Origin of the sequence: Microbacterium zouquanmingi (assembly GCF_052266695.1) — a bacterium.
GTDB lineage: Bacteria > Actinomycetota > Actinomycetes > Actinomycetales > Microbacteriaceae > Microbacterium.
Genome location: NZ_JBQPQZ010000002.1, coordinates 489,925 through 508,506, shown reverse-complemented (window position 1 = coordinate 508,506; position 18,582 = coordinate 489,925). Strand labels below are relative to the sequence as shown.

Here is an 18,582-nt window from a genome sequence, read left to right as displayed (position 1 = left end):
AGATTTATCTTGACATCAAGATAAATCTCGACCTTTCGCCGAGAGCAGGACAGGCGCACACTGTTAGGTGCGCCTTGCTGGCAGCCGGCGGGAGAGGCGAGCAAGATGGAAGCGCCTGTCGCTCCCCTCAGACTAGAAGGAGACGGATTCGTGTCCACGGTGAACAGCTTCGGTGCCAAGAGCACCCTGACAGTCGGCAGTACCGACTATGAGATCTTCCGGATTGACACGGTTCCAGGCTTTGAAAAGCTGCCGTTCAGCCTGAAGGTGCTCCTTGAGAACCTGCTTCGCACTGAAGACGGTGCGAACGTGACTAAGGCGCAGATCGAGGCGCTCGGGTCGTGGGATGCTGCGGCAGAACCTAACACCGAGATCCAGTTCTCGCCTGCGCGCGTCGTGATGCAGGACTTCACCGGCGTGCCATGCATCGTCGACCTCGCCACGATGCGTGAGGCAGTCACCGCTCTCGGCGGCGACCCGAACAAGATCAACCCGCTCTCGCCCGCTGAGATGGTCATCGACCACTCGGTGATCGCCGACCTGTTCGGTTCCGAGAACGCTCTCGAGCGCAACGTCGAGATCGAGTACGAGCGCAACGGTGAGCGCTACCAGTTCCTGCGCTGGGGCCAGACCGCGTTCAACGACTTCAAGGTCGTTCCCCCTGGCACCGGCATCGTTCACCAGGTGAACATCGAGCACCTCGCGAAGGTCATCTATGACCGCACCAACGGCGGCGCGCTGCAGGCCTACCCCGACACCTGTGTCGGAACCGACTCGCACACCACGATGGTCAACGGTCTCGGCGTGCTCGGCTGGGGCGTCGGCGGTATCGAGGCAGAGGCTGCCATGCTCGGCCAGCCCGTTTCGATGCTGATCCCGCGCGTCGTTGGCTTCAAGCTGACCGGTGAGATCCCCGCCGGTGTGACCGCGACGGACGTCGTGCTCACGATCACCGACATGCTCCGCAAACACGGCGTCGTCGGAAAGTTCGTCGAGTTCTACGGTGCCGGTGTGGCATCTGTGCCGCTCGCCAACCGCGCCACCATCGGAAACATGTCGCCGGAGTTCGGTTCGACCGCCGCGATGTTCCCGATCGATGACGTCACCACCGACTACTTGCGTCTGACCGGACGCGACGAGCAGGCCATCGCCCTCGTCGAGGCGTACGCGAAGCTGCAGGGCCTGTGGCACGACGCGGCCAAGGAGCCGGTCTTCAGCGAGTACATGGAACTCGATCTCAGCACCGTCGTGCCGTCGATCGCCGGTCCGAAGCGTCCGCAGGATCGCATTCTCCTCTCTGAGGCGAAGACGCAGTTCGAGCAGGACATCCTCAACTACGCAGGCGCCAGCACGAGCGACGACATCGTCGATCTTGAATCGAAGCACTCCTTCCCGGCATCCGACCCCGGTTCGGTACCCGGTGAAGAGGACCACGACACGCGGCCCGTGCACATCTCCAGCGGAGTCAACGGCTCGTCCAAGCCGGTTCCGGTGACCACGCCCGACGGCGAGAGCTACATTCTTGACCATGGCGCGGTGACGCTGGCGGCAATCACGTCGTGCACGAACACGTCGAACCCGTCGGTGATGATGGCCGCTGGTCTTCTCGCCCGCAAGGCACGGGAGAAGGGCCTCAAGCAGAAGCCCTGGGTCAAGACGACGCTCGGCCCCGGTTCCAAGGTCGTCACCGACTATTACGAGAAGTCCGGTCTCGACAAGGACCTTGAGGGCCTTGGCTTCTACACCGTCGGCTATGGCTGCACGATCTGCATCGGAAACTCCGGTCCGCTGATCGAGGAGGTATCCGCTGCGGTCAACGACCACGACCTCGCGGTCACGGCCGTTCTCTCGGGCAACCGCAACTTCGAAGGCCGTATCAGCCCCGACGTGAAGATGAACTACCTCGCATCGCCCCCGCTCGTGGTCGCGTACGCACTGGCCGGTTCCATGCACTTCGACTTCGAGACGGATGCGCTGGGCAAGGACAGCGATGGCAACGATGTCTTCCTGAAGGACATCTGGCCCACGCCCGCCGAAATCCAGGAAGTCATCGACTCGTCGATCTCGCGCGAGCAGTTCATCAAGCAGTACGCCACGGTCTTCGACGGTGACGAGCGCTGGACGAGCCTGCCGACTCCGACTGGTCCGATCTTCGAGTGGGACGACAAGTCGACCTACGTGCGTCGCCCTCCATACTTCGAGGGCATGACGATGGAGCTGACCCCCGTATCGGACATCACCGGTGCGCGTGTCATGGCAACCCTGGGTGACTCGGTCACCACTGACCACATCAGCCCTGCGGGAAACATCAAGATCGGTACGCCTGCCGCGAAGTACCTCGAGGAGCACGGAGTCCGTCAGAAGGACTTCAACTCCTTCGGCTCGCGCCGTGGCAACCACGAAGTGATGATCCGCGGAACCTTCGCCAACATCCGTCTGAGGAACCAGCTGGTTCGCGCAGTCAACGACGGCGCTGAGATCGAGGGTGGATTCACCCGCGACTTCACGAAGGCGGATGCTCCGCAGTCGTACATCTTCGACGCATGCCAGAACTACGAGGCTGCGGGCACTCCGCTGGTCGTGTTCGGTGGCAAGGAGTACGGTTCGGGTTCCTCCCGTGACTGGGCGGCCAAGGGCACGAGCCTCCTGGGCGTCAAGGCTGTCATCACCGAGAGCTTCGAGCGCATCCACCGCTCGAACCTGATCGGCATGGGCGTCGTCCCGCTGCAGTTCCCCGCTGGCGAGAGCTGGGAGTCGCTGGGCCTCGACGGCACCGAGATCGTCTCGATCACGGGCCTGGAAGAGCTCAACAACGGCACCACGCCCAAGACTGTGCGCGTCACGGCTGCGCCGAGCGAGCACTCGCCCGAGGGCAAGCAGACGGTCGAGTTCGATGCAGTGGTTCGCATCGACACCCCCGGTGAGGCCGACTACTACCGCAACGGCGGCATCCTGCAGTACGTGCTTCGTTCGCTGGTGTAATTCCTCACCAGTAAAGCGCCCGCTCCGATCGAATCGGGGCGGGCGCTCCGCGTTCACTCGGCGTCTGCTCGGGCGATTCCCTGGACCCGGCAGTAGTATCGAGAGGGTCGTCCTTCTCACTCACGAGGGCAAATGACGAACACGTTCAGGAGGTGCTGATGCTCATTCTTCCCGGCATCACCGGACCGCGAGATCTCGACAACCTGAGCCCATCTCAGCTGACCCAACTCGCTGGCGAGGTTCGAACGTTCCTCGTGGAGAACGTTTCGCGGACCGGTGGTCACCTCGGTCCCAACCTGGGAGTCGTCGAGCTGACGATCGCTCTGCACCGTGTGTTCGAATCTCCCGAAGACCCGATCATCTTCGACACCGGCCACCAGTCGTATGTGCACAAGCTGCTCACCGGACGCCAGGACTTCTCCGGACTGAGGGTGCGCGGAGGGTTAGCCGGTTACCCGCAGCGCGGCGAGAGTGCACATGACGTCGTCGAGTCGTCACACGCGTCGAGCTCCCTGAGCTGGGCCGATGGCATCTCGCGCGCCTTCGCGGCAACAGGAAGAGACGACCGACACGTGATCGCGGTGGTCGGTGACGGTGCTCTCACTGGAGGGATGACCTGGGAAGCGCTCAACAACATCTCCGATGACAACGATCGCAACCTCGTGATCATCGTCAACGACAACGGCCGCTCCTATGCTCCGACGATCGGTGGAATGTCGCGCTATCTGAACCGTGTTCGCACGGCAGGTGCGTATCGCGACCTGCACCACCGCTCTGATCGGTTCTTCCGCGCCTTTGGCCCCGTTGGCCGTGCAGTGTTCCGTGGCGTCCGCGGCGGTACGCACGGATTCCTCTCTCGCTTCACGAACAACGTCGCGCTGTATTCCAATCTCGACATCAAGTACCTGGGGCCGGTCGACGGTCACGACATCTCAGCTCTGATGGAGACGCTCGAGCTCGCGAAGTCGTACGGGGCGCCGGTGATCGTGCACGCGATCACCGAGAAGGGGCGCGGCTACCAGCCTGCGCGTGATGACGAAGCGGATCAGTTCCACGCCGTCAACCGCATCGATCCCACGACTGGTGAGCCGCTGGGGTCGAGCAAGACAGGCTGGACCGATGTCTTTTCCGATTCCCTTGTGCGCGTCGGAGAGCGCGACCCGCGCGTCATCGCCATGACCGCTGCCATGCTGCGTCCCACCGGACTTGCACCCTTCGCTGAGCGCTTCCCGGAACGCGTCTATGACGTCGGTATCGCCGAGCAGCATGCGGTGACGGCGGCTGCCGGCCTTGCATATGGCGGGCTTCACCCTGTCGTCGCCCTGTACGCGACGTTCATGGGTCGTGCATTCGATCAGGTCCTCATGGATGTCGCGCTCCATAAGGCCGGCGTGACCTTCGTCCTTGATCGGGCAGGCGTGACGGGACCAGACGGCGCGAGCCATCACGGGATGTGGGATCTGGCCATGCTCCAGATCGTGCCGCACATTCGCATCTCAGCCCCCCGCGACGGCGCGCGGCTTGCCGAGGCTCTGGATGAAGCGGTGGCAGTCGATGACGCACCAACCGTGATCCGATATCCGAAGGGTGCGGTCGCCGAAGACATCGAGGCGATCGAGCGGCTTGCCGATGGCGTCGATGTGCTCGCACGCGATGAGAGCGAAGATGTCCTCATCGTGGGCATCGGACCCTTCGCATCTCTCGCAATGGATGTCGCTGCGCGTCTGCGCGCCCAGGGAATCGGTGCGACGGTCGTCGACCCGCGTTGGGCCATTCCGGTGCAGCCGTCCATCATCGAACTCGCAGGGCGCCATCGCCTGGTCATCACTCTTGAGGACGGCATCCGGGTCGGCGGTATCGGAACGCGTGTGCGGCAGGTTCTGCGTGAGGCGGGGGTCGATACAGCAGTCGACGAACTCGGCCTTCCGGATGAGTTCATCGATCACGCTTCGCGTGATGAGATCCTGGCGGATGCCGGGCTCACAGCGTCCAAGATCGCCCAGGACGTCGTCGCCCAGGTTCTCGGGACCCGGATCCCCGTCGCGCGGAACGCAGGGGAGACCGGTGCGATCGATCTGCCGCTGCACGAGCGCCGCTGAGTCCTAGACAGCTGTGTCGTGGCGTGCGACGGGCGCACGGTGACGCGGGACGCGCTTGTGACGCCTTGCTGTCCAGGCCCAGCCTGACACCACACTCAGGGCGCACACTGCGGCCACCATCGCGGGGAACCACGTCGAGAAGACATAGGCGAAGCTACCGCGGGTGATGAGCGCACCTACGCTGAGGACGACAAGACCCACCAACGCACCGAAGGTCGCGTACACGGCGACGTGCACGATGATTCGTGCGGTTCGTGCCAGGCGTCGCGCGATCAGCCGCAGGACAGGCGCCGCGATGAGCGTGACGACCGCTGACACCACGCCGCCGACTGGGATCCCGAACATCAAATACAACGTGATCATGGCCACAGGCGGGCCCCATGGAAGGCCGGAGTTCAGCACCGCCGTCACGATGAGCATCGCGACGAGCAGAATCATGAACGAGATCCATGCGGCGAAGGCGCCCTGACGGAACTCCCCGTCAGTGAACGCCATCGGTTCTTCAACGGTCCGCGGGGAGGCTTCGGTCATGCTCGCACCTCGCCGATCAGGGTGAGCAGCTCGCTCGTCGCCTTGCGGATTCCTGGGACTCTGGCGAACGGAAGCGCGAGTGCCAGAGTCCGCAGCCCGCTATCGAGCAGACGCCTCGTGCTGCGCTGCCCAGGGGTGCTGTCATACGTCCACCGCAGCACGAGCGCAAGATAGGCAACGAACAGGGCCTGCGGCATTCGCTCTGCGATCTCTTCCGGCAGTCGATGCTGCGCGCCGGAGACGGCTGACCGAAACAGATTCAGGGTCATCTCGCGCGCGGGCCCGGACTCATCGGCAAGCGGGTTGAGCGGAGAGTCCGGAGGGATCATCGCGGTCAGGAACCCCGGCGCGACGTGCTGGTAGGGGAGCACTGCGCTCAGGCCCGTCTCGAACACGATCCGCAGGCGGTCGACGAGCCCAGGAACCCCTTCGAGCTGAGGAAGCGCGAGGGCCGCATGTTCACGCTGGACGCGGACGTAGAGCTCCTGCACCAGATGGGTTTTGGACGGGAAGTAGTAGTACGCGTTGCCGACAGAGACGCCTGCTGTCTCAGCGATCGCGCGCATCGTCGTGTCGGCGTACCCGTGCTCGATGAACGAGGTGAGTGCCGCATCCCGGATCTTCACCCGGGTGCGTTCGCTCTTGGTGACCGCCGTCTCGTCAGTTTCGAACATGTTCAAAACGTAGCATGAAGGAGGGGCCGCATCCGAAGATGCGGCCCCTCCTTCTACTGCCGATTACTCGCTCAACTCCCGATCCCGCGTACCGGCGGAGTGTGGAACGTCGAGCCGAAGACGCGCTCGGATGCTCCCTCGCGGTCGAGATACGGCGACGCGCCGCCATCGATGAATGGCCAACCCGCACCGAGGATGAGGCACAGGTCGATGTCCTCGACCTCCGGCACCACGCCCTCGTCGAGCATGAGCTTGATCTCTTGGGCGAGACCGTCCTGCACGCGCTGGAGGATCGTGGCAGCAGACGCCGGCGCGGTGCCGATGTTGCCCTTGAGAGCCTTCTCCGCAGCCTTGGTCCACCCGACGACACGGCCGCCCTTGTCTTTCTCGACGACCTTCTCGAGCTCAGCGAGAGCGTGGAAGTTCTCGTTCGCGTAGAACCGTTCGGGGAAGTGCCCCACCATCGTGTCCTGCACGTGGGCGGCGACCTTCCAGCCGACCAGGTCGATCAGCTGGAACGGGCCCATCGGAAGACCGAGTGGACCGAACGCCTTCTCAACGTCTGCGATCGGCGTGCCTTCATAGACCGCACGTGCTGCCTCGCCCATGACCTTGGCGAGCAGACGGTTGACGACGAAGCCGGGCGCATCAGCGGTGAGCACCGCGTTCTTGCCCAGCCCCTTGGCGACAACGAATGCCGTCGACAGGCTCTGCTCGTTCGTCACAGGCGTCTTGACGATCTCGATCAGCGGCATGACGGCGACCGGGTTGAAGAAGTGGAAGCCGACCAGTCGCTCCGGGTGAGCGAGCTGCGAACCGATCTCCTCAACCGACAGCGAGGAGGTGTTCGTCGCGAGGATGGCATCCTCCGCGATGATCTTCTCGATGTCGCCGAAGACCTGCTGCTTGACGCCGACCTCTTCGAAGACAGCCTCGATCACGAAGTCGCAGTCCGCGTACTCGCTCTTGTCGACTGTGCCGTGCAGGAGGGCGCGCAGCTTGTTCGCTCCGTCGGAGTCGAGACGGCCCTTCGCCTCGAGCTTGCTGATCTCGTCGTTGATGTACGCCAAGCCCTTGTCAACGCGCGCCTGATCGATGTCGGTGATGAGCACCGGCACCTGCAGACGACGCAAAAACAGCAGCGCGAACTGGCTGGCCATAAGACCTGCACCGATGATGCCGACCTTGGTGACCTTCTTCGCCAGCGCCTTGTCGGGCGCGCCGACGGGGCGCTTGGCACGCTTCTGCACCAGATCGAATGCATACATGGATGCCGCGAACTGATCGCCGACGACGAGTTCGGAGAGAGCCTCGTCTTCACGGGCGAAGCCCTCTGCCTTCGTGCCGCTCTTGGCCTTGTCGAGCAGGTCGAGTGCGACGTACGGCGACTTCGGAACGGTGCCGATCTTCGACTCGAGCATTCCGCGAGCCATCTTGATCGCGATCGGCCACTTGGTGAGCCGCTCGATCTTGCCGGGCTCGTTCTTGCGCTCGACCTTCTTGCCGCCGAGAACCGCATCCGCCCAGGCGAGGGAGTTCTCGAGATAGTTCGCGGCGGGGAAGATCGCGTCCATGATGCCGAGGTCGAAGGCCTGCTGCGGCTTCAGCATGCGGTTCTGCTTGAGCGGGTTCGAGATGACTACCTCGAGGGCGTTCTCGATGCCGATGAGGTTCGGCAGTAGGTACGCGCCGCCCCAGCCGGGGATCAGCCCGAGGAAGACCTCGGGCAGTGCAACTGCTGCCGCTGAGGCATCCACCGTGCGATAGGTCGAGTTCAGGGCGATCTCGAGCCCGCCGCCGAGCGCGAGGCCGTTGACGAAGGCGAACGAAGGTACGCCGAGATCACCGATCGAACCGAACACCTTGTGTCCGAGCTGGGCGATCATGCGCGCGTCATCCTTGGAGGTGACCTTCGAGATGTCCGAGAGATCAGCGCCCGCCGCGAGGATGTACTGCTTTCCTGTGATTCCGACGGCCTGGATCTCGCCGGCCTTCGCACGAGCCTTGAGTGTGGCAAGTGTCTCACCGAGTACAGCGAGCGTCTTCGGTCCCAGGGTGTTCGGGCGCGTGTGATCGCGGCCGTTGTCGAGGGTGATGAGCGCGAGCACCTTGCCCGAAGGCAGGCGCACGTCGCGTGCGACGGAATGCGTCACGACCTCGTCGTCACCGGCGAGGTTGATGATGGGGGAGAAGTCGATCTTTTCGTAGTCAGTCATCTCTGCATCCCTCACTTGCGCTTCTTACCGTCGTAGAACGGGTTCTCCCAGATGACGCTGCCGCCTTGGCCAAGACCCACGCACATGGCCGTCAAGCCATAGCGAACGTCGGGGCGCTCGGCGAACTGGGCCGCGAGCTGGATCATCAGACGAACACCGGATGCTGCCAGCGGGTGACCGACGGCAATGGCTCCACCCCACTGGTTGACGCGCGGGTCGTCATCAGCAATGCCGAAGTGATCGAGCAGGGAGATCACCTGGATCGCGAACGCCTCGTTCAACTCGAACAGGCCGATGTCGGAGATCGCGAGTCCGGCCTTCTTCAGCGCCTTCTCGGTCGAAGGGATCGGACCGATGCCCATGATCTCGGGCTGCACGCCCGCGAAGGCGAACGAGACCATCTTCATCTTCGGCTGCAGGCCGAATTCCTTGACAGCGCCACCGCCCGCGAGCAGCGACATCGTCGCGCCGTCGGTCAGCGGAGAAGAGGTACCTGCCGTGACGCGCCCGTGTGGGCGGAACGGCGTCTTGAGGGCGGCGAGGTCTTCCATCGTCGTCTGCGGACGGCGACCTTCGTCTTCTGTCGCGAGGCCCCAGGAGCCTGCGGCATCCTTCACGGCGACCGGAACGAGATCGGGCTGAATCCTGCCAGCGTCGTACGCGGCCTGCACCTTGTGCTGGCTGAGCATGCCGAAACGGTCGGAGCGCTCTTTGGTGAGGTGCGGGAACCGATCGAAGATACGCTCGGCAGTGACACCCATGTTGAGGGCCCCGGGGTCAACCATCTTCTCAGCGACGAAGCGGGGGTTCGGGTCGGCATTGGCGCCGATCGGGTGGTGGCCCATGTGCTCGACGCCGCCCGCGAGGGCGAAGTCGTACATGCCGATACCGATCGATGCAGCCATCGTGGTGACGCTGGTCATCGCGCCGGCGCACATGCGCTCGACAGCGAGGCCGGGCACCGTGTTGGGAAGACCAGCCAGGATCGCAACGGATCGACCGAGGGTCAGACCCTGGTCGCCGGTCTGCGACGTCGCGGCAATCGCGACATCATCGATGCGGTCCGCAGGCACGGCGGAGTTGCGCTCCATCAGACCGATCGTCGCCTTGACAGCGAGGTCGTCTGCGCGGGTGTTCCAGTACATGCCTTTTTCGCCGGCGCGTCCAAACGGGGTACGCATGCCATCGACGAAGTAGACGTCCGAGATCTCGGCCACTCTGCCTCCAAAGTTAGGGATGGCTTCAGCCTAGGAGTCGCGGAGAGAGCGTGGGGAATCGGTTGGATTGAACCTACGACTCGGAGGCGAGACCCTGATCGGGCGTTTGCCCGGCTTCTACAAAGGCATCCGCGATCTTCTGTGCAGTCTGCTCAATCTGCCAGGGGCGAGCCCCCAGGGCTGCGAGCGCTGCGGCCACTGCATCGGTGCTCAGCTCCGGCGGCGTCCACGCCACGCGCCGCAGCATATCCGGCTTCAGAAGGTTCTCGGTCGGCATGTGCAGCTCTTCAGCGACGGTTTCGACCGCGGGGCGAGCAAGCTTCAGCCGAGCATCCGCTTCGGGGTTCCGCTCCGCCCAGGCACGGGCCGGGGGAAGGGCGTCGCTGCTGACCCGCGCACGAGGGAGATCGTCCGACTCGCGACCGCGCACGATTGCTTCCCACCAGCGATCGAGCTCTGAGCGGCTTGCGCGTCCGTTGAACGCCTGAACGCCGGCGAGCGCGTGCTTCGATTGCGGATTCGCCAGTACCGCGGCGACGAGCGACCGGTCCGGCACGAGCCGGCCAGGTGAGGTGTCCTGCTGCTGGGCGTACTGTTCTCTGGCCTCCCAGAGCGCGCGCGCGACCGCGAGGTTACGGGCGCCCTTGACCTGATGCAGACCGCTGAGGCGACGCCACGGGTCATCGCGTGGAGGGCGCGGTGGCTGAGCGAGAGTTGCGGCGAACTCCTGAGCGGCGAACTCCGTCTTGCCCGCTTCTTCGAGTTCTTCTGCGAGCCGATCGCGGACATCGACGAGGTAGAGCACGTCGAGTGCCGCATAGTCGAGCCAGGAGTCGGGGAGTGGCCGTGTCGACCAGTCTGCAGCGGAATGCTCCTTCTTGAGAGTGATTTCAAGGACGTCTTCCACGACTGCAGCGAGTCCGACGCGATCGTGCCCGAGCAACCGTGATGCGAGTTCGGTGTCGAACAGCGTGTGGGGCTCGAGATCGAGCTCTCTTAGGGAAGGCAGGTCCTGGCTCGCGGCATGGAAGACCCATTCGACATCGCCGATCGCTGCCTGCAACGGTGCGAAATCACCGAGTGCGGGCGGATCGAAGAGGAAGACGCCCGCATCACGGCGGAACACCTGCACGAGATATGCGCGCTGCGAATAGCGAAAACCGGATGCTCGCTCCACGTCGACAGCGACTGGCCCCGTGCCGGCGGCAAGAGCCGCACACGCAGCCTGGAAATCATTGGGATCGTCGATGACGGAGTACTCAGTCACGACCTGCCTTTCGCGCGCCGAACACGGCGATGTTCTCTGAGCCGGGCGGGAGGCCGGCAAGCATGCCGACCAGTTCGGCCCATGCTTCCACGTGCGGCCGGAATGGCTCTTCCGGCGTCCAAGAAGAGCGTAGTTCGATCTGCGCTCCATCGCCTTCTGCAGCCAATGCCCCGAAGCCCTTCGAGATGGTCTTCGTCGAGGTTCCAGAGGCCGAGTGATAGACCGCACCGCGCGAATCAAGCGCATCGACGAGCCACGACCAGGTGACATCTGCCAACAGCGGATCCGTGCCGATCTCCGGCTCCAAAGGTGCCTGCGCAAAGGCGACGATTCGCCAGGAGCCGCCCCATGCAGCAGGCTCGTCTGGATCGTAGAGCAGAACGAACCGGCCGGTGCCGTAGATCGACTCTCCGTGGCCATCGGGGCGGACGTCGGCTGCCAGTGCGATGGAGAAGGGCGCGAGCCCCTGTGGCGAGGCGATCTCGCGCACCACGATGTCATCGCGGAACGCCGTTTCTCGCAGTTCGGCGCAGACGCGCGCGAACTCAGTTCCGGCGTCAGGGTGTGCGCTCACGGTGACAGGCTAGAGTCAGGAAGCGATGAAGAGTCTCAGGCACGCCGTTGCGCTGCTGGTACCCGCCCTATTCGCGCTGTGCGCCGGGGTTGCCTTTTTGGTGTTCTCGATCGGTCGACGCGTCGTAACGCCGGCGGCGAGAGCAGCGGACACCGAAATCCTTGCGGTGGACACCGGCGCGCAGACAATCGAACTCGCCCGCACACCCGACACGGAGCTGCCTGGCCGCTACGGTCTGTTCACGACGGGCACCTACGGCTACGTCAAGCTGGGCGCGATTTTGAGTTCCGACGCGAAGCATGTGCGTCGCAAGCTCCTCACCCAGGTCGATTCGGGTGCGCGGATCGACCGCCCTGCGGGCTTCAACGGCTGGTACTACTCGTCGCCGACAGAATTGCACCTGCCGTGGGAGCCGGTGCTGATCGGCTCTCCAGCGGGACCGTGCCCTGCTTGGCTGTTCCCCGCAGAGTCGTCGACCTGGGTGATCCAGATCCACGGCAGAGGCGCCACTAGGGCAGAGTGCCTCCGCGCTGTCCCCGTCCTGCGTTCGATGGGCTTGCCGAATCTGGTCGTCTCTTATCGCAACGATGGCGAGGCCCCTCGCAGCCGAGGTGGCTCGTATGCGCTCGGTGCGACCGAGTGGCAAGACGTCGACGCTGCGATCTCGTACGCGCTGCGCCACGGCGCTGAGCGAGTGGTGCTGATGGGGTGGTCGATGGGAGGTGCAATCGCACTCCAGGCCGCAGTGTCTTCAGCGAACCGCCTGGCGATCGCAGGCCTGGTGCTGGACTCTCCGGTCGTGGACTGGCGCACAGTCCTCCGATTCCAGGCTCGCGAGACCGGCATCATCGATCCACTGCCGACGCTCGCGATGAACGCGCTGTCATCGCCATTGACTGCGCGGATCAGCGGGGCAGAAGAAGCGATACCCTTCGACCGTCTCGACATGGTGGCGCGAGCCGAGGAGCTCGCGGTCCCGATCCTCATCCTGCACAGCGACGACGACGGTTTTGTGCCGGTGGATTCTTCTCGCGCTCTCGCAGAGGCGCGTCCAGACATCGTGACGATGCCGCACTTCACCGTGGCGCGGCACACCAAGATCTGGAACTACGATCAGACCGATTGGAATGCCGCGATCACGGCATGGCTGCGCGAGAACCGCTTCAGCGCTTCAGAGTGACCTGACGCTTCACTCGCATCAGCATCCCGGTCATCCCGCCGATTCGCAGCGGTGACACGGCACGCGTGAGACCGATCGACTGCGGATAGTCATCCGGGATCGCGAGGACCTCGTCGGCCGAAAGGCCGGTGATGCCCTGCACGAGGATGCTGGCGAAACCGCGCGTCGTCGGCGCCTCTGGCGGCGCTGTGGCGTGCATGGTGACGACGTCGTCTACGACCTCGACGTAGATGTACACCGGTGACTGACATTCGGCGACACGCTCGTACATCTCGGGGTGGCCCGCGACTTCCTCGGACACCGCAGGCAGCTCCTGGGAGAACTCCAGCAGAAGCTGGAGACGCTCGCCCTCGGGGAGCTCGAGGAAGTCGCCGCGGATCTCCGCGAGGGTGTCGGGAACGTGCGTAGTGCTCATTCGAGCAATTCTCACATGCTCAGAGCGAGCCGGGCTCAGCGCCTGTGACGATCGGCACGCGCACCGCGCTGCCCCACTCGGTCCAGGACCCGTCATAGTTGCGCACGTTGTCGAAGCCGAGCAAGTGCTTCAGAACAAACCACGTGTGGCTCGAGCGCTCCCCGATGCGGCAGTATGCGACGATGTCATCGCCTTCGGTGATGCCGACACCGTCACGGTAGATGGCCTCGAGCTCGGCACGGGGACGGAAGCCGCCGTCTTCAGCGACAGCCTTGCCCCACGGCACGCTCTGCGCAGTCGGGATGTGTCCGGCCCGCAGGGTGCCTTCCTCGGGGTACGCCGGTGCGGTCGTGCGCTCACCGTTGTACTCCTCGGGGGAGCGGACGTCGATCAGCGGGCCCTTGCCGATGAAGGAGACGACGTCGTCCTTGTATGCACGAAGAGCCGAGTCATCCCGCTCGATCACCGGGTAGTTCGTCCGCACAGACTTGCTGGTCTCGGTGGTGATCTCTCGCCCCTCGGAGATCCAACGATCACGACCGCCGTCGAGCAGACGCACATCTTCGTGGCCGAACAGCGAGAACACCCAGAGCGCGTAGGCCGCCCACCAGTTGCTCTTGTCGCCGTAGATGACGACAGTGTCGTCGCGCGAGATGCCCTTGCGGCTGAGGAGCTCAGCGAAGCCCTCGCCATCGACGTAATCGCGCACGACAGGGTCGTTGAGTTCTGTGTGCCAGTCCACCTTCACAGCTCCCGGAATGTGACCGGTTTCGTAGAGCAGTACGTCTTCATCCGATTCGACCACCACAAGCCCGGGTTCTCCGAGGCGAGCTGCGAGCCACTCGGTGCTGACGAGGCGTCCAGGCTCGGAATACTCGGCGAACTTCGCGACGGTGGTGTCGAACTCAATGGTCATCTGGCGCTCCTGGGGTACTGGGCTCTCGGGTTGACGGCGTAATGTTGAGCCGCACCTTCGACCATAGAGCCGTTCGGCGCGCTTCGTCCCGGATCCGTAAGACTTCGACATAGGAAACGCATGACCGACACAGACAGTGCGACCATCGCGCACCTCACCGCGCGCGAGCCTGTCGTGACCGGGGCAGAGATGCTGGCAAGCCTCGTGCCGCCGCCGCAGTTCTCGACGGCGAGCTTCGACAGCTACCGCTCCGACGATGCGTTTCCCTCTCAGGCTGAGTCCAAAGAGCTGCTCGAGCGCTTCGCCGGTCGCGGCCCCGCTCCGAAGAAGTCCGGATTCTTCGGGCGTGGCAAGAAGAAGGAAGCCGACCTCAAACCCGGCGTCTATCTTGATGGCGGCTTCGGCGTGGGCAAGACGCACCTGCTCGCATCCATCTATCACGCGATGCCCGCTCGCCGGAAGTACTTCGGCTCGTTCATCGAGTACACCGCTCTCGTCGGTGCGCTGGGGTACAAGAACACAGTCGACCTGCTTCGCGGGGCGGATCTGCTCTGCATCGACGAGTTCGAGCTCGATGACCCGGGCGACACCATGGTGATGACCCGTCTGCTCGGCGAGCTCGTGGCCTCCGGCACGAAGCTCGCCGCAACCTCGAACACTCCGCCGAACGCACTGGGTGAGGGGCGTTTCGCAGCACAGGACTTCCTGCGTGAGATCCACGCCATGTCCGACAGCTTCGAGACGATCCGAATCGATGGCGTCGACTTCCGCCAGCGAGCGCTCGACGGCAAGGCCGTCGCAGTCTCGGATGCTGAATACGCGGCGCACATCGCCGGGGCAGTGGGTACGGCATCCGATGATCTGTTCATCGACGTCGTCCGGCACCTCGCCAAGGTGCATCCCTCTCGTTACATCCGGTTGATCGATGGCATCTCTCTCGTCGGACTTCGGGATGTCGAGGTGCTCACCGATCAGTCGGAGGCGCTGCGCTTCGTCGCATTCGTCGACCGCGTGTATGACGCCCAGGTGCCGATCATTGCGACCGGCGTGAGCCTTGATCAGGTGTTCGCAGAAGAAATGCTGGGCGGTGGATACCGTAAGAAATACTTGCGCGCCATCTCTCGCCTCAACGCCCTCACGCATTCCGCGCAATTGCAGAGCGCTTCGTAACACGATGTTCACACCGCGAACCCGGGTGTAACGCCGCCGAAACAGACCACGCGCATCCCCGAAATCGGGCCTCGCCACACTGAAGCTCTCAATTACTTCGGATGTGAGGTTTTCCTATGGATGCTCCCGGCAACATCTCGTGGGGTATTACCGCCACGGCGCTCGTGCTTCTGATGACCCCAGGCGTGGCGTTCTTCTACGGCGGTCTGGTCAAGGCGAAGAGCGTCGTGAGCATGATGATGATGAGCTTCGGCTCCATCGGTCTGGTCGCGGTGCTCTGGATTCTGTTCGGCTACTCGATGAGTGCCGTCGAGAACCCCGGTCAGTTCGCCGGTAACCCGTTCGCGGACTTCGGGCTCAGCTCGATGGCAGGCGGGGACTCGTCGAACGTCGCTCTGCTCGGTGTCGCCTACGGTGCCACCTTCGCGATCATCACGGTCGCCCTGATCTCCGGCGCCATCGCCGACCGGGCGAAGTTCGGCAGCTGGTTGATCTTCGCGGGAGTGTTCGCCACCGTCGGCTACTTCCCGATCGCAGCCTGGGTCTGGGGCGGTGGCTGGGTCATGAACCTCGGCACCATGCTCTTCGGCGAAAACAGCGGCATTCATGTCATCGACTACGCCGGCGGTACCGCGGTGCACATCACGGCAGGTGCAGCGGCTCTTGCGCTCGCTCTGGTTCTCGGCAAGCGCGTCGGCTTCCAGAAGGGCATCCTCAAGCCGCACAACGTGCCGCTCACGCTGCTCGGCGCTGCGATCCTCTGGTTCGGATGGTTCGGCTTTAACGCCGGCGCAGAGTGGAACTCCGAGGACATGGGCGGCGTCGGCCTCATCGGTATCAACACCCTCGGCGCCACTGCCGCTGCGATCCTCGGCTGGATCCTCATCGAGAAGATCAAGGACGGCAAGCCCACGTCGGTCGGAGCCGCATCGGGTGCTGTCGCCGGACTCGTCGCGATCACCCCGGCGTGCGCCAACCTGACGCCCGGCTGGGCATTGCTGCTCGGCGCACTCTCCGGTGTGTTGTGCGCACTCGCTGTGGAGCTGAAGTTCCGCCTCGGTTTCGATGACTCGCTCGACGTCGTCGGTATCCACCTCGTCGGCGGTGTGCTCGGCACGGTCTACCTCGGCTTCTTCGCGACCGAGCAGGGACTCTTCGTCGGGGGCGACGCGCGTCTGCTCGCTGTCCAGGTGATCGCCGTCATCGGAGTCATGCTGTACTCCTTCGTCGTCGCCTTCATCATCGGCATCGTGATTCAGAAGACGATCGGATTCCGCATCACCAATGAGGACGAGATCGCCGGAGTCGACTCAGTGGTCCACGGTGAGGAAGGCTACGCACTCATCGACGCGTGAGTGCGGCCCACGAAGGCGTGGGTAGTGTGGCGGGGTGAGTTCTTCCAGAAGCATCCTCCGCCAGCTTGCCGACATCGTCATCAGGGCGCTGTCGGATAGAACGTCCCGGACTTCTGAGAAGCCGGGACGTTCTGGTGTGACCGCACCGACTGCGCGCCTGCGTGATGCGGGTGAGGCGATCGAACCGGGGCGGGAGCAGGGGAGTGAGACCGTCCGGATCGATCCGGACCACATCCAGAACCTCAAGGTCGACTACTCGCCGTCGAAGGACGGTGCTCCGGATTCCGGCGAGGTCATCTGGACGTGGGTCCCTTACGAAGAGAATGACGGACGCGGCAAGGACCGCCCCGTCCTCGTGATCGGCCGCCATTCCGCTGCGCGCGTGTACGCTGTGCGGATGACGAGCAAGGCTCACGACCGCGATCGCGACTACCTGTCGATCGGCACCGGGGAGTGGGACTCGCAGGGACGCGAGTCTTGGGTCGACATCGAGCAGCTCTACAGCGTGCACGAGAAGGGGATGCGTCGTGAGGCTGCCATCCTCGATCGAAAGCGCTACGACCGGGTGGTGGCGACGCTCGCCGCGCGATACGGGTGGGCGCGGCGCTGACTGCAACCGGCTGAGCAGCCGGTTGCACGCCGCTCCGGGTCAGACGCGCTCGGAGGCCGCCGCTGCACGCAGTACGGGGAAAGCCGTCAGCACCATGTCGGCCAACTCGCTCAGCGGGCGGGTCAGCGGATCTGTCGCAGGTACGCCGATCTCCAGTTCGATCGCGTCGATCGCGTCGCCGATCTGCGTGGTGGAAAGACTCTCGTGGTTGACCGTCACACCGATCACACGTGTTTCTGCAAAAGCCTCGATGAGTGCCACCTCACTCGCAACAGTGGGCATCGGCATCATCGGGAAGTCGCCGAGAACCTGTCTGCCCGGCGCGTGCTGCACAATGACGCCGGCAGGTCTGCTGCCTCGCAGGATGTGCGCGGAAGTGAGGTACGCGGGGTGGCTCAGCGCCCCCTGTCCCTCTACGATGATGATGTCGGGGTCCTCTGCTTCAAAGGCTGAGACGACCTGGTTCTCGACCTCGCCGGAGCAGAACTGCGGTACCAGAGCATCCAGCGCCACGCCGTAGCGACCGCCCTGGATGATCGTCGTCTGCCCTGTGCCGACCATGACCGCGTGGATGCCGCGGTCGTTGAGGGCTTGGACGAGGAGCGTTGCGGTCGTTCGTTTGCCGATCGCGCCGTCGGTGCCGAGTACGGCGATCCGAGGGCACGTGACGTCGAAGATGCGACCCGAGAACAGGTGAAGATCCTTCTTTTCCTTCGGGCGTCGTACGTCGGTTATGGTCACGCCCGAGAGAAGCGCGGCAGCGACGAACTCCGCATCGTCGTTCAGGAACTCGTGCAGACCGTTGATGATGTGCATGCCGTGGGCGATGCCGTCCAGCAGAACGACCCGCTGCGCGTCGGAGAGCAGACCGTCAGCGGGTGCCACACCGCAGATCAGGTAGTCCGGCGTCGTACCTGCGTGCGCGATGGCCGCTGTGAGACTCGCGAGGATCGGGATGCCGTTAGCCGTGCCGTCGAGCAGGGCACCCGCGTCCGCGCCGGTATGGCGGCTGTCGATGACGCTGAGGATGTCGTACTTCTCGGAGTGACGGACCAGACCGTTGGCCGTCTTGCCATCCTGTTCGCCGAACTGTGCTTCGCAGTAGACGATCGCGGACGAGCCGACCGGAAGCACGGGGAGGGCGGTCGATGCGTCATCGGTGCGAGGATCAGTGGAATGGGTATACGGGTGCACGGAAATCGGGTCTCCTCGAGATGGTCCAGAGGAGGCGACGGAGAACGAAGTGGCCAGTGCGGCCCGTTGGTCGACAAGAAGTCTTCCCTGACGCCGGCAAGATGCCGACTTCGCTCACCGTATCAGTGAAAACTGCGGGTCAGCCCGGAATTGCTCTGTCTACGGGAAACGCCCTAGCCTTG

15 protein-coding genes are annotated in these 18,582 nt (G+C 64.0%); 6 read left to right on the top strand and 9 right to left on the bottom strand.

The window, feature by feature from the left end; genetic code table 11:
* Positions 1 to 105 precede the first annotated feature (105 nt).
* Together ACTU6U_RS06600 and dxs are read left to right on the top strand one after the other, a co-directional pair.
* A complete protein-coding gene (locus ACTU6U_RS06600) occupies positions 106 to 2,982 on the top strand; it encodes an aconitate hydratase (RefSeq protein WP_443468354.1) in 2,877 nt (958 codons plus the stop codon).
* 158 nt (positions 2,983 to 3,140) lie between these two features.
* On the top strand, positions 3,141 to 5,081 hold the full coding sequence (dxs, locus tag ACTU6U_RS06595; RefSeq protein ID WP_443468353.1) for a 1-deoxy-D-xylulose-5-phosphate synthase: 1,941 nt from the start codon (positions 3,141 to 3,143) through the stop codon (positions 5,079 to 5,081).
* A 3-nt stretch (positions 5,082 to 5,084) separates the two neighbouring features.
* On the opposite strand, the gene ACTU6U_RS06590 is transcribed toward dxs, so the two are convergent.
* The 6 genes from ACTU6U_RS06590 to ACTU6U_RS06565 form a co-directional block, all read right to left on the bottom strand.
* Positions 5,085 to 5,612 (bottom strand): hypothetical protein, encoded by a 528-nt coding sequence (locus ACTU6U_RS06590; protein WP_443468352.1) that lies wholly within the window; start codon positions 5,610 to 5,612, stop codon positions 5,085 to 5,087.
* Positions 5,609 to 6,286: a TetR/AcrR family transcriptional regulator gene (locus ACTU6U_RS06585; protein WP_443468351.1), complete on the bottom strand. Its 678-nt coding sequence runs from the start codon at positions 6,284 to 6,286 to the stop codon at positions 5,609 to 5,611. Before ACTU6U_RS06585 ends, ACTU6U_RS06590 begins: the two co-directional genes overlap by 4 nt.
* A gap of 71 nt (positions 6,287 to 6,357) precedes the next feature.
* A complete protein-coding gene (locus ACTU6U_RS06580) occupies positions 6,358 to 8,502 on the bottom strand; it encodes a 3-hydroxyacyl-CoA dehydrogenase NAD-binding domain-containing protein (protein ID WP_443468350.1) in 2,145 nt (714 codons plus the stop codon).
* 11 nt (positions 8,503 to 8,513) lie between these two features.
* Complete coding sequence (locus ACTU6U_RS06575) at positions 8,514 to 9,719, bottom strand: thiolase family protein (protein WP_443468349.1); 1,206 nt, start codon at positions 9,717 to 9,719, stop codon at positions 8,514 to 8,516.
* Positions 9,720 to 9,792: 73 nt separating this feature from the next.
* A complete protein-coding gene (locus tag ACTU6U_RS06570; RefSeq protein ID WP_443468348.1) occupies positions 9,793 to 10,986 on the bottom strand; it encodes an HRDC domain-containing protein in 1,194 nt (397 codons plus the stop codon).
* Positions 10,979 to 11,560, bottom strand: a complete 582-nt coding sequence (locus ACTU6U_RS06565; RefSeq protein ID WP_443468347.1) for a DUF3000 domain-containing protein — start codon at positions 11,558 to 11,560, stop codon at positions 10,979 to 10,981. The genes ACTU6U_RS06570 and ACTU6U_RS06565 overlap by 8 nt, the downstream gene beginning before the upstream one ends.
* Positions 11,561 to 11,585: 25 nt before the next feature.
* Between ACTU6U_RS06565 and ACTU6U_RS06560 the strand changes: the two genes are divergently transcribed.
* Positions 11,586 to 12,740 (top strand): alpha/beta hydrolase family protein, encoded by a 1,155-nt coding sequence (locus ACTU6U_RS06560; RefSeq protein ID WP_443468346.1) that lies wholly within the window; start codon positions 11,586 to 11,588, stop codon positions 12,738 to 12,740.
* Here the strand turns inward: ACTU6U_RS06560 and ACTU6U_RS06555 are convergent.
* Together ACTU6U_RS06555 and ACTU6U_RS06550 are read right to left on the bottom strand one after the other, a co-directional pair.
* Positions 12,724 to 13,155, bottom strand: coding sequence for a SufE family protein (locus tag ACTU6U_RS06555; protein ID WP_443468345.1), 432 nt, complete (start codon positions 13,153 to 13,155; stop codon positions 12,724 to 12,726). The two genes, ACTU6U_RS06560 and ACTU6U_RS06555, sit on opposite strands and share 17 nt — an antisense overlap.
* Before the next feature lie 19 nt (positions 13,156 to 13,174).
* On the bottom strand, positions 13,175 to 14,071 hold the full coding sequence (locus tag ACTU6U_RS06550; protein WP_443468344.1) for a sulfurtransferase: 897 nt from the start codon (positions 14,069 to 14,071) through the stop codon (positions 13,175 to 13,177).
* Positions 14,072 to 14,191: 120 nt separating this feature from the next.
* Here ACTU6U_RS06550 and zapE point away from each other — a divergent pair, with 120 nt between their 5' ends.
* From zapE to ACTU6U_RS06535, 3 genes are all read left to right on the top strand, one after another.
* Positions 14,192 to 15,241 (top strand): cell division protein ZapE, encoded by a 1,050-nt coding sequence (zapE, locus tag ACTU6U_RS06545; RefSeq protein ID WP_443468343.1) that lies wholly within the window; start codon positions 14,192 to 14,194, stop codon positions 15,239 to 15,241.
* 116 nt (positions 15,242 to 15,357) lie between these two features.
* Positions 15,358 to 16,596: an ammonium transporter gene (locus ACTU6U_RS06540; protein ID WP_443468342.1), complete on the top strand. Its 1,239-nt coding sequence runs from the start codon at positions 15,358 to 15,360 to the stop codon at positions 16,594 to 16,596.
* Positions 16,597 to 16,630: 34 nt separating this feature from the next.
* The gene (locus ACTU6U_RS06535; protein ID WP_443468341.1) at positions 16,631 to 17,206 is read left to right on the top strand and encodes a type II toxin-antitoxin system PemK/MazF family toxin; all 576 of its coding nucleotides are present in this window, start codon (positions 16,631 to 16,633) and stop codon (positions 17,204 to 17,206) included.
* A 39-nt stretch (positions 17,207 to 17,245) separates the two neighbouring features.
* Here the strand turns inward: ACTU6U_RS06535 and ACTU6U_RS06530 are convergent, their stop codons facing one another.
* A complete protein-coding gene (locus tag ACTU6U_RS06530; protein WP_443468340.1) occupies positions 17,246 to 18,400 on the bottom strand; it encodes an N-acetyltransferase DgcN family protein in 1,155 nt (384 codons plus the stop codon).
* Between the last annotated feature and the right edge of the window lie 182 nt (positions 18,401 to 18,582).

What these genes read in the sequence shown, in the direction of transcription:
- ACTU6U_RS06585 (WP_443468351.1), bottom strand. Translation starts at nt 6,286, where the DNA reads ATGTTCGAAACTGACGAGACGGCGGTCACCAAGAGCGAACGCACCCGG.
- ACTU6U_RS06590 (WP_443468352.1), bottom strand. Translation starts at nt 5,612, where the DNA reads ATGACCGAAGCCTCCCCGCGGACCGTTGAAGAACCGATGGCGTTCACT.
- ACTU6U_RS06555 (WP_443468345.1), bottom strand. Translation starts at nt 13,155, where the DNA reads ATGAGCACTACGCACGTTCCCGACACCCTCGCGGAGATCCGCGGCGAC.
- ACTU6U_RS06540 (WP_443468342.1), top strand. Translation starts at nt 15,358, where the DNA reads ATGGATGCTCCCGGCAACATCTCGTGGGGTATTACCGCCACGGCGCTC.
- ACTU6U_RS06580 (WP_443468350.1), bottom strand. Translation starts at nt 8,502, where the DNA reads ATGACTGACTACGAAAAGATCGACTTCTCCCCCATCATCAACCTCGCC.
- ACTU6U_RS06550 (WP_443468344.1), bottom strand. Translation starts at nt 14,071, where the DNA reads ATGACCATTGAGTTCGACACCACCGTCGCGAAGTTCGCCGAGTATTCC.
- dxs (WP_443468353.1), top strand. Translation starts at nt 3,141, where the DNA reads ATGCTCATTCTTCCCGGCATCACCGGACCGCGAGATCTCGACAACCTG.
- zapE (WP_443468343.1), top strand. Translation starts at nt 14,192, where the DNA reads ATGACCGACACAGACAGTGCGACCATCGCGCACCTCACCGCGCGCGAG.
- ACTU6U_RS06560 (WP_443468346.1), top strand. Translation starts at nt 11,586, where the DNA reads ATGAAGAGTCTCAGGCACGCCGTTGCGCTGCTGGTACCCGCCCTATTC.
- ACTU6U_RS06600 (WP_443468354.1), top strand. Translation starts at nt 106, where the DNA reads ATGGAAGCGCCTGTCGCTCCCCTCAGACTAGAAGGAGACGGATTCGTG.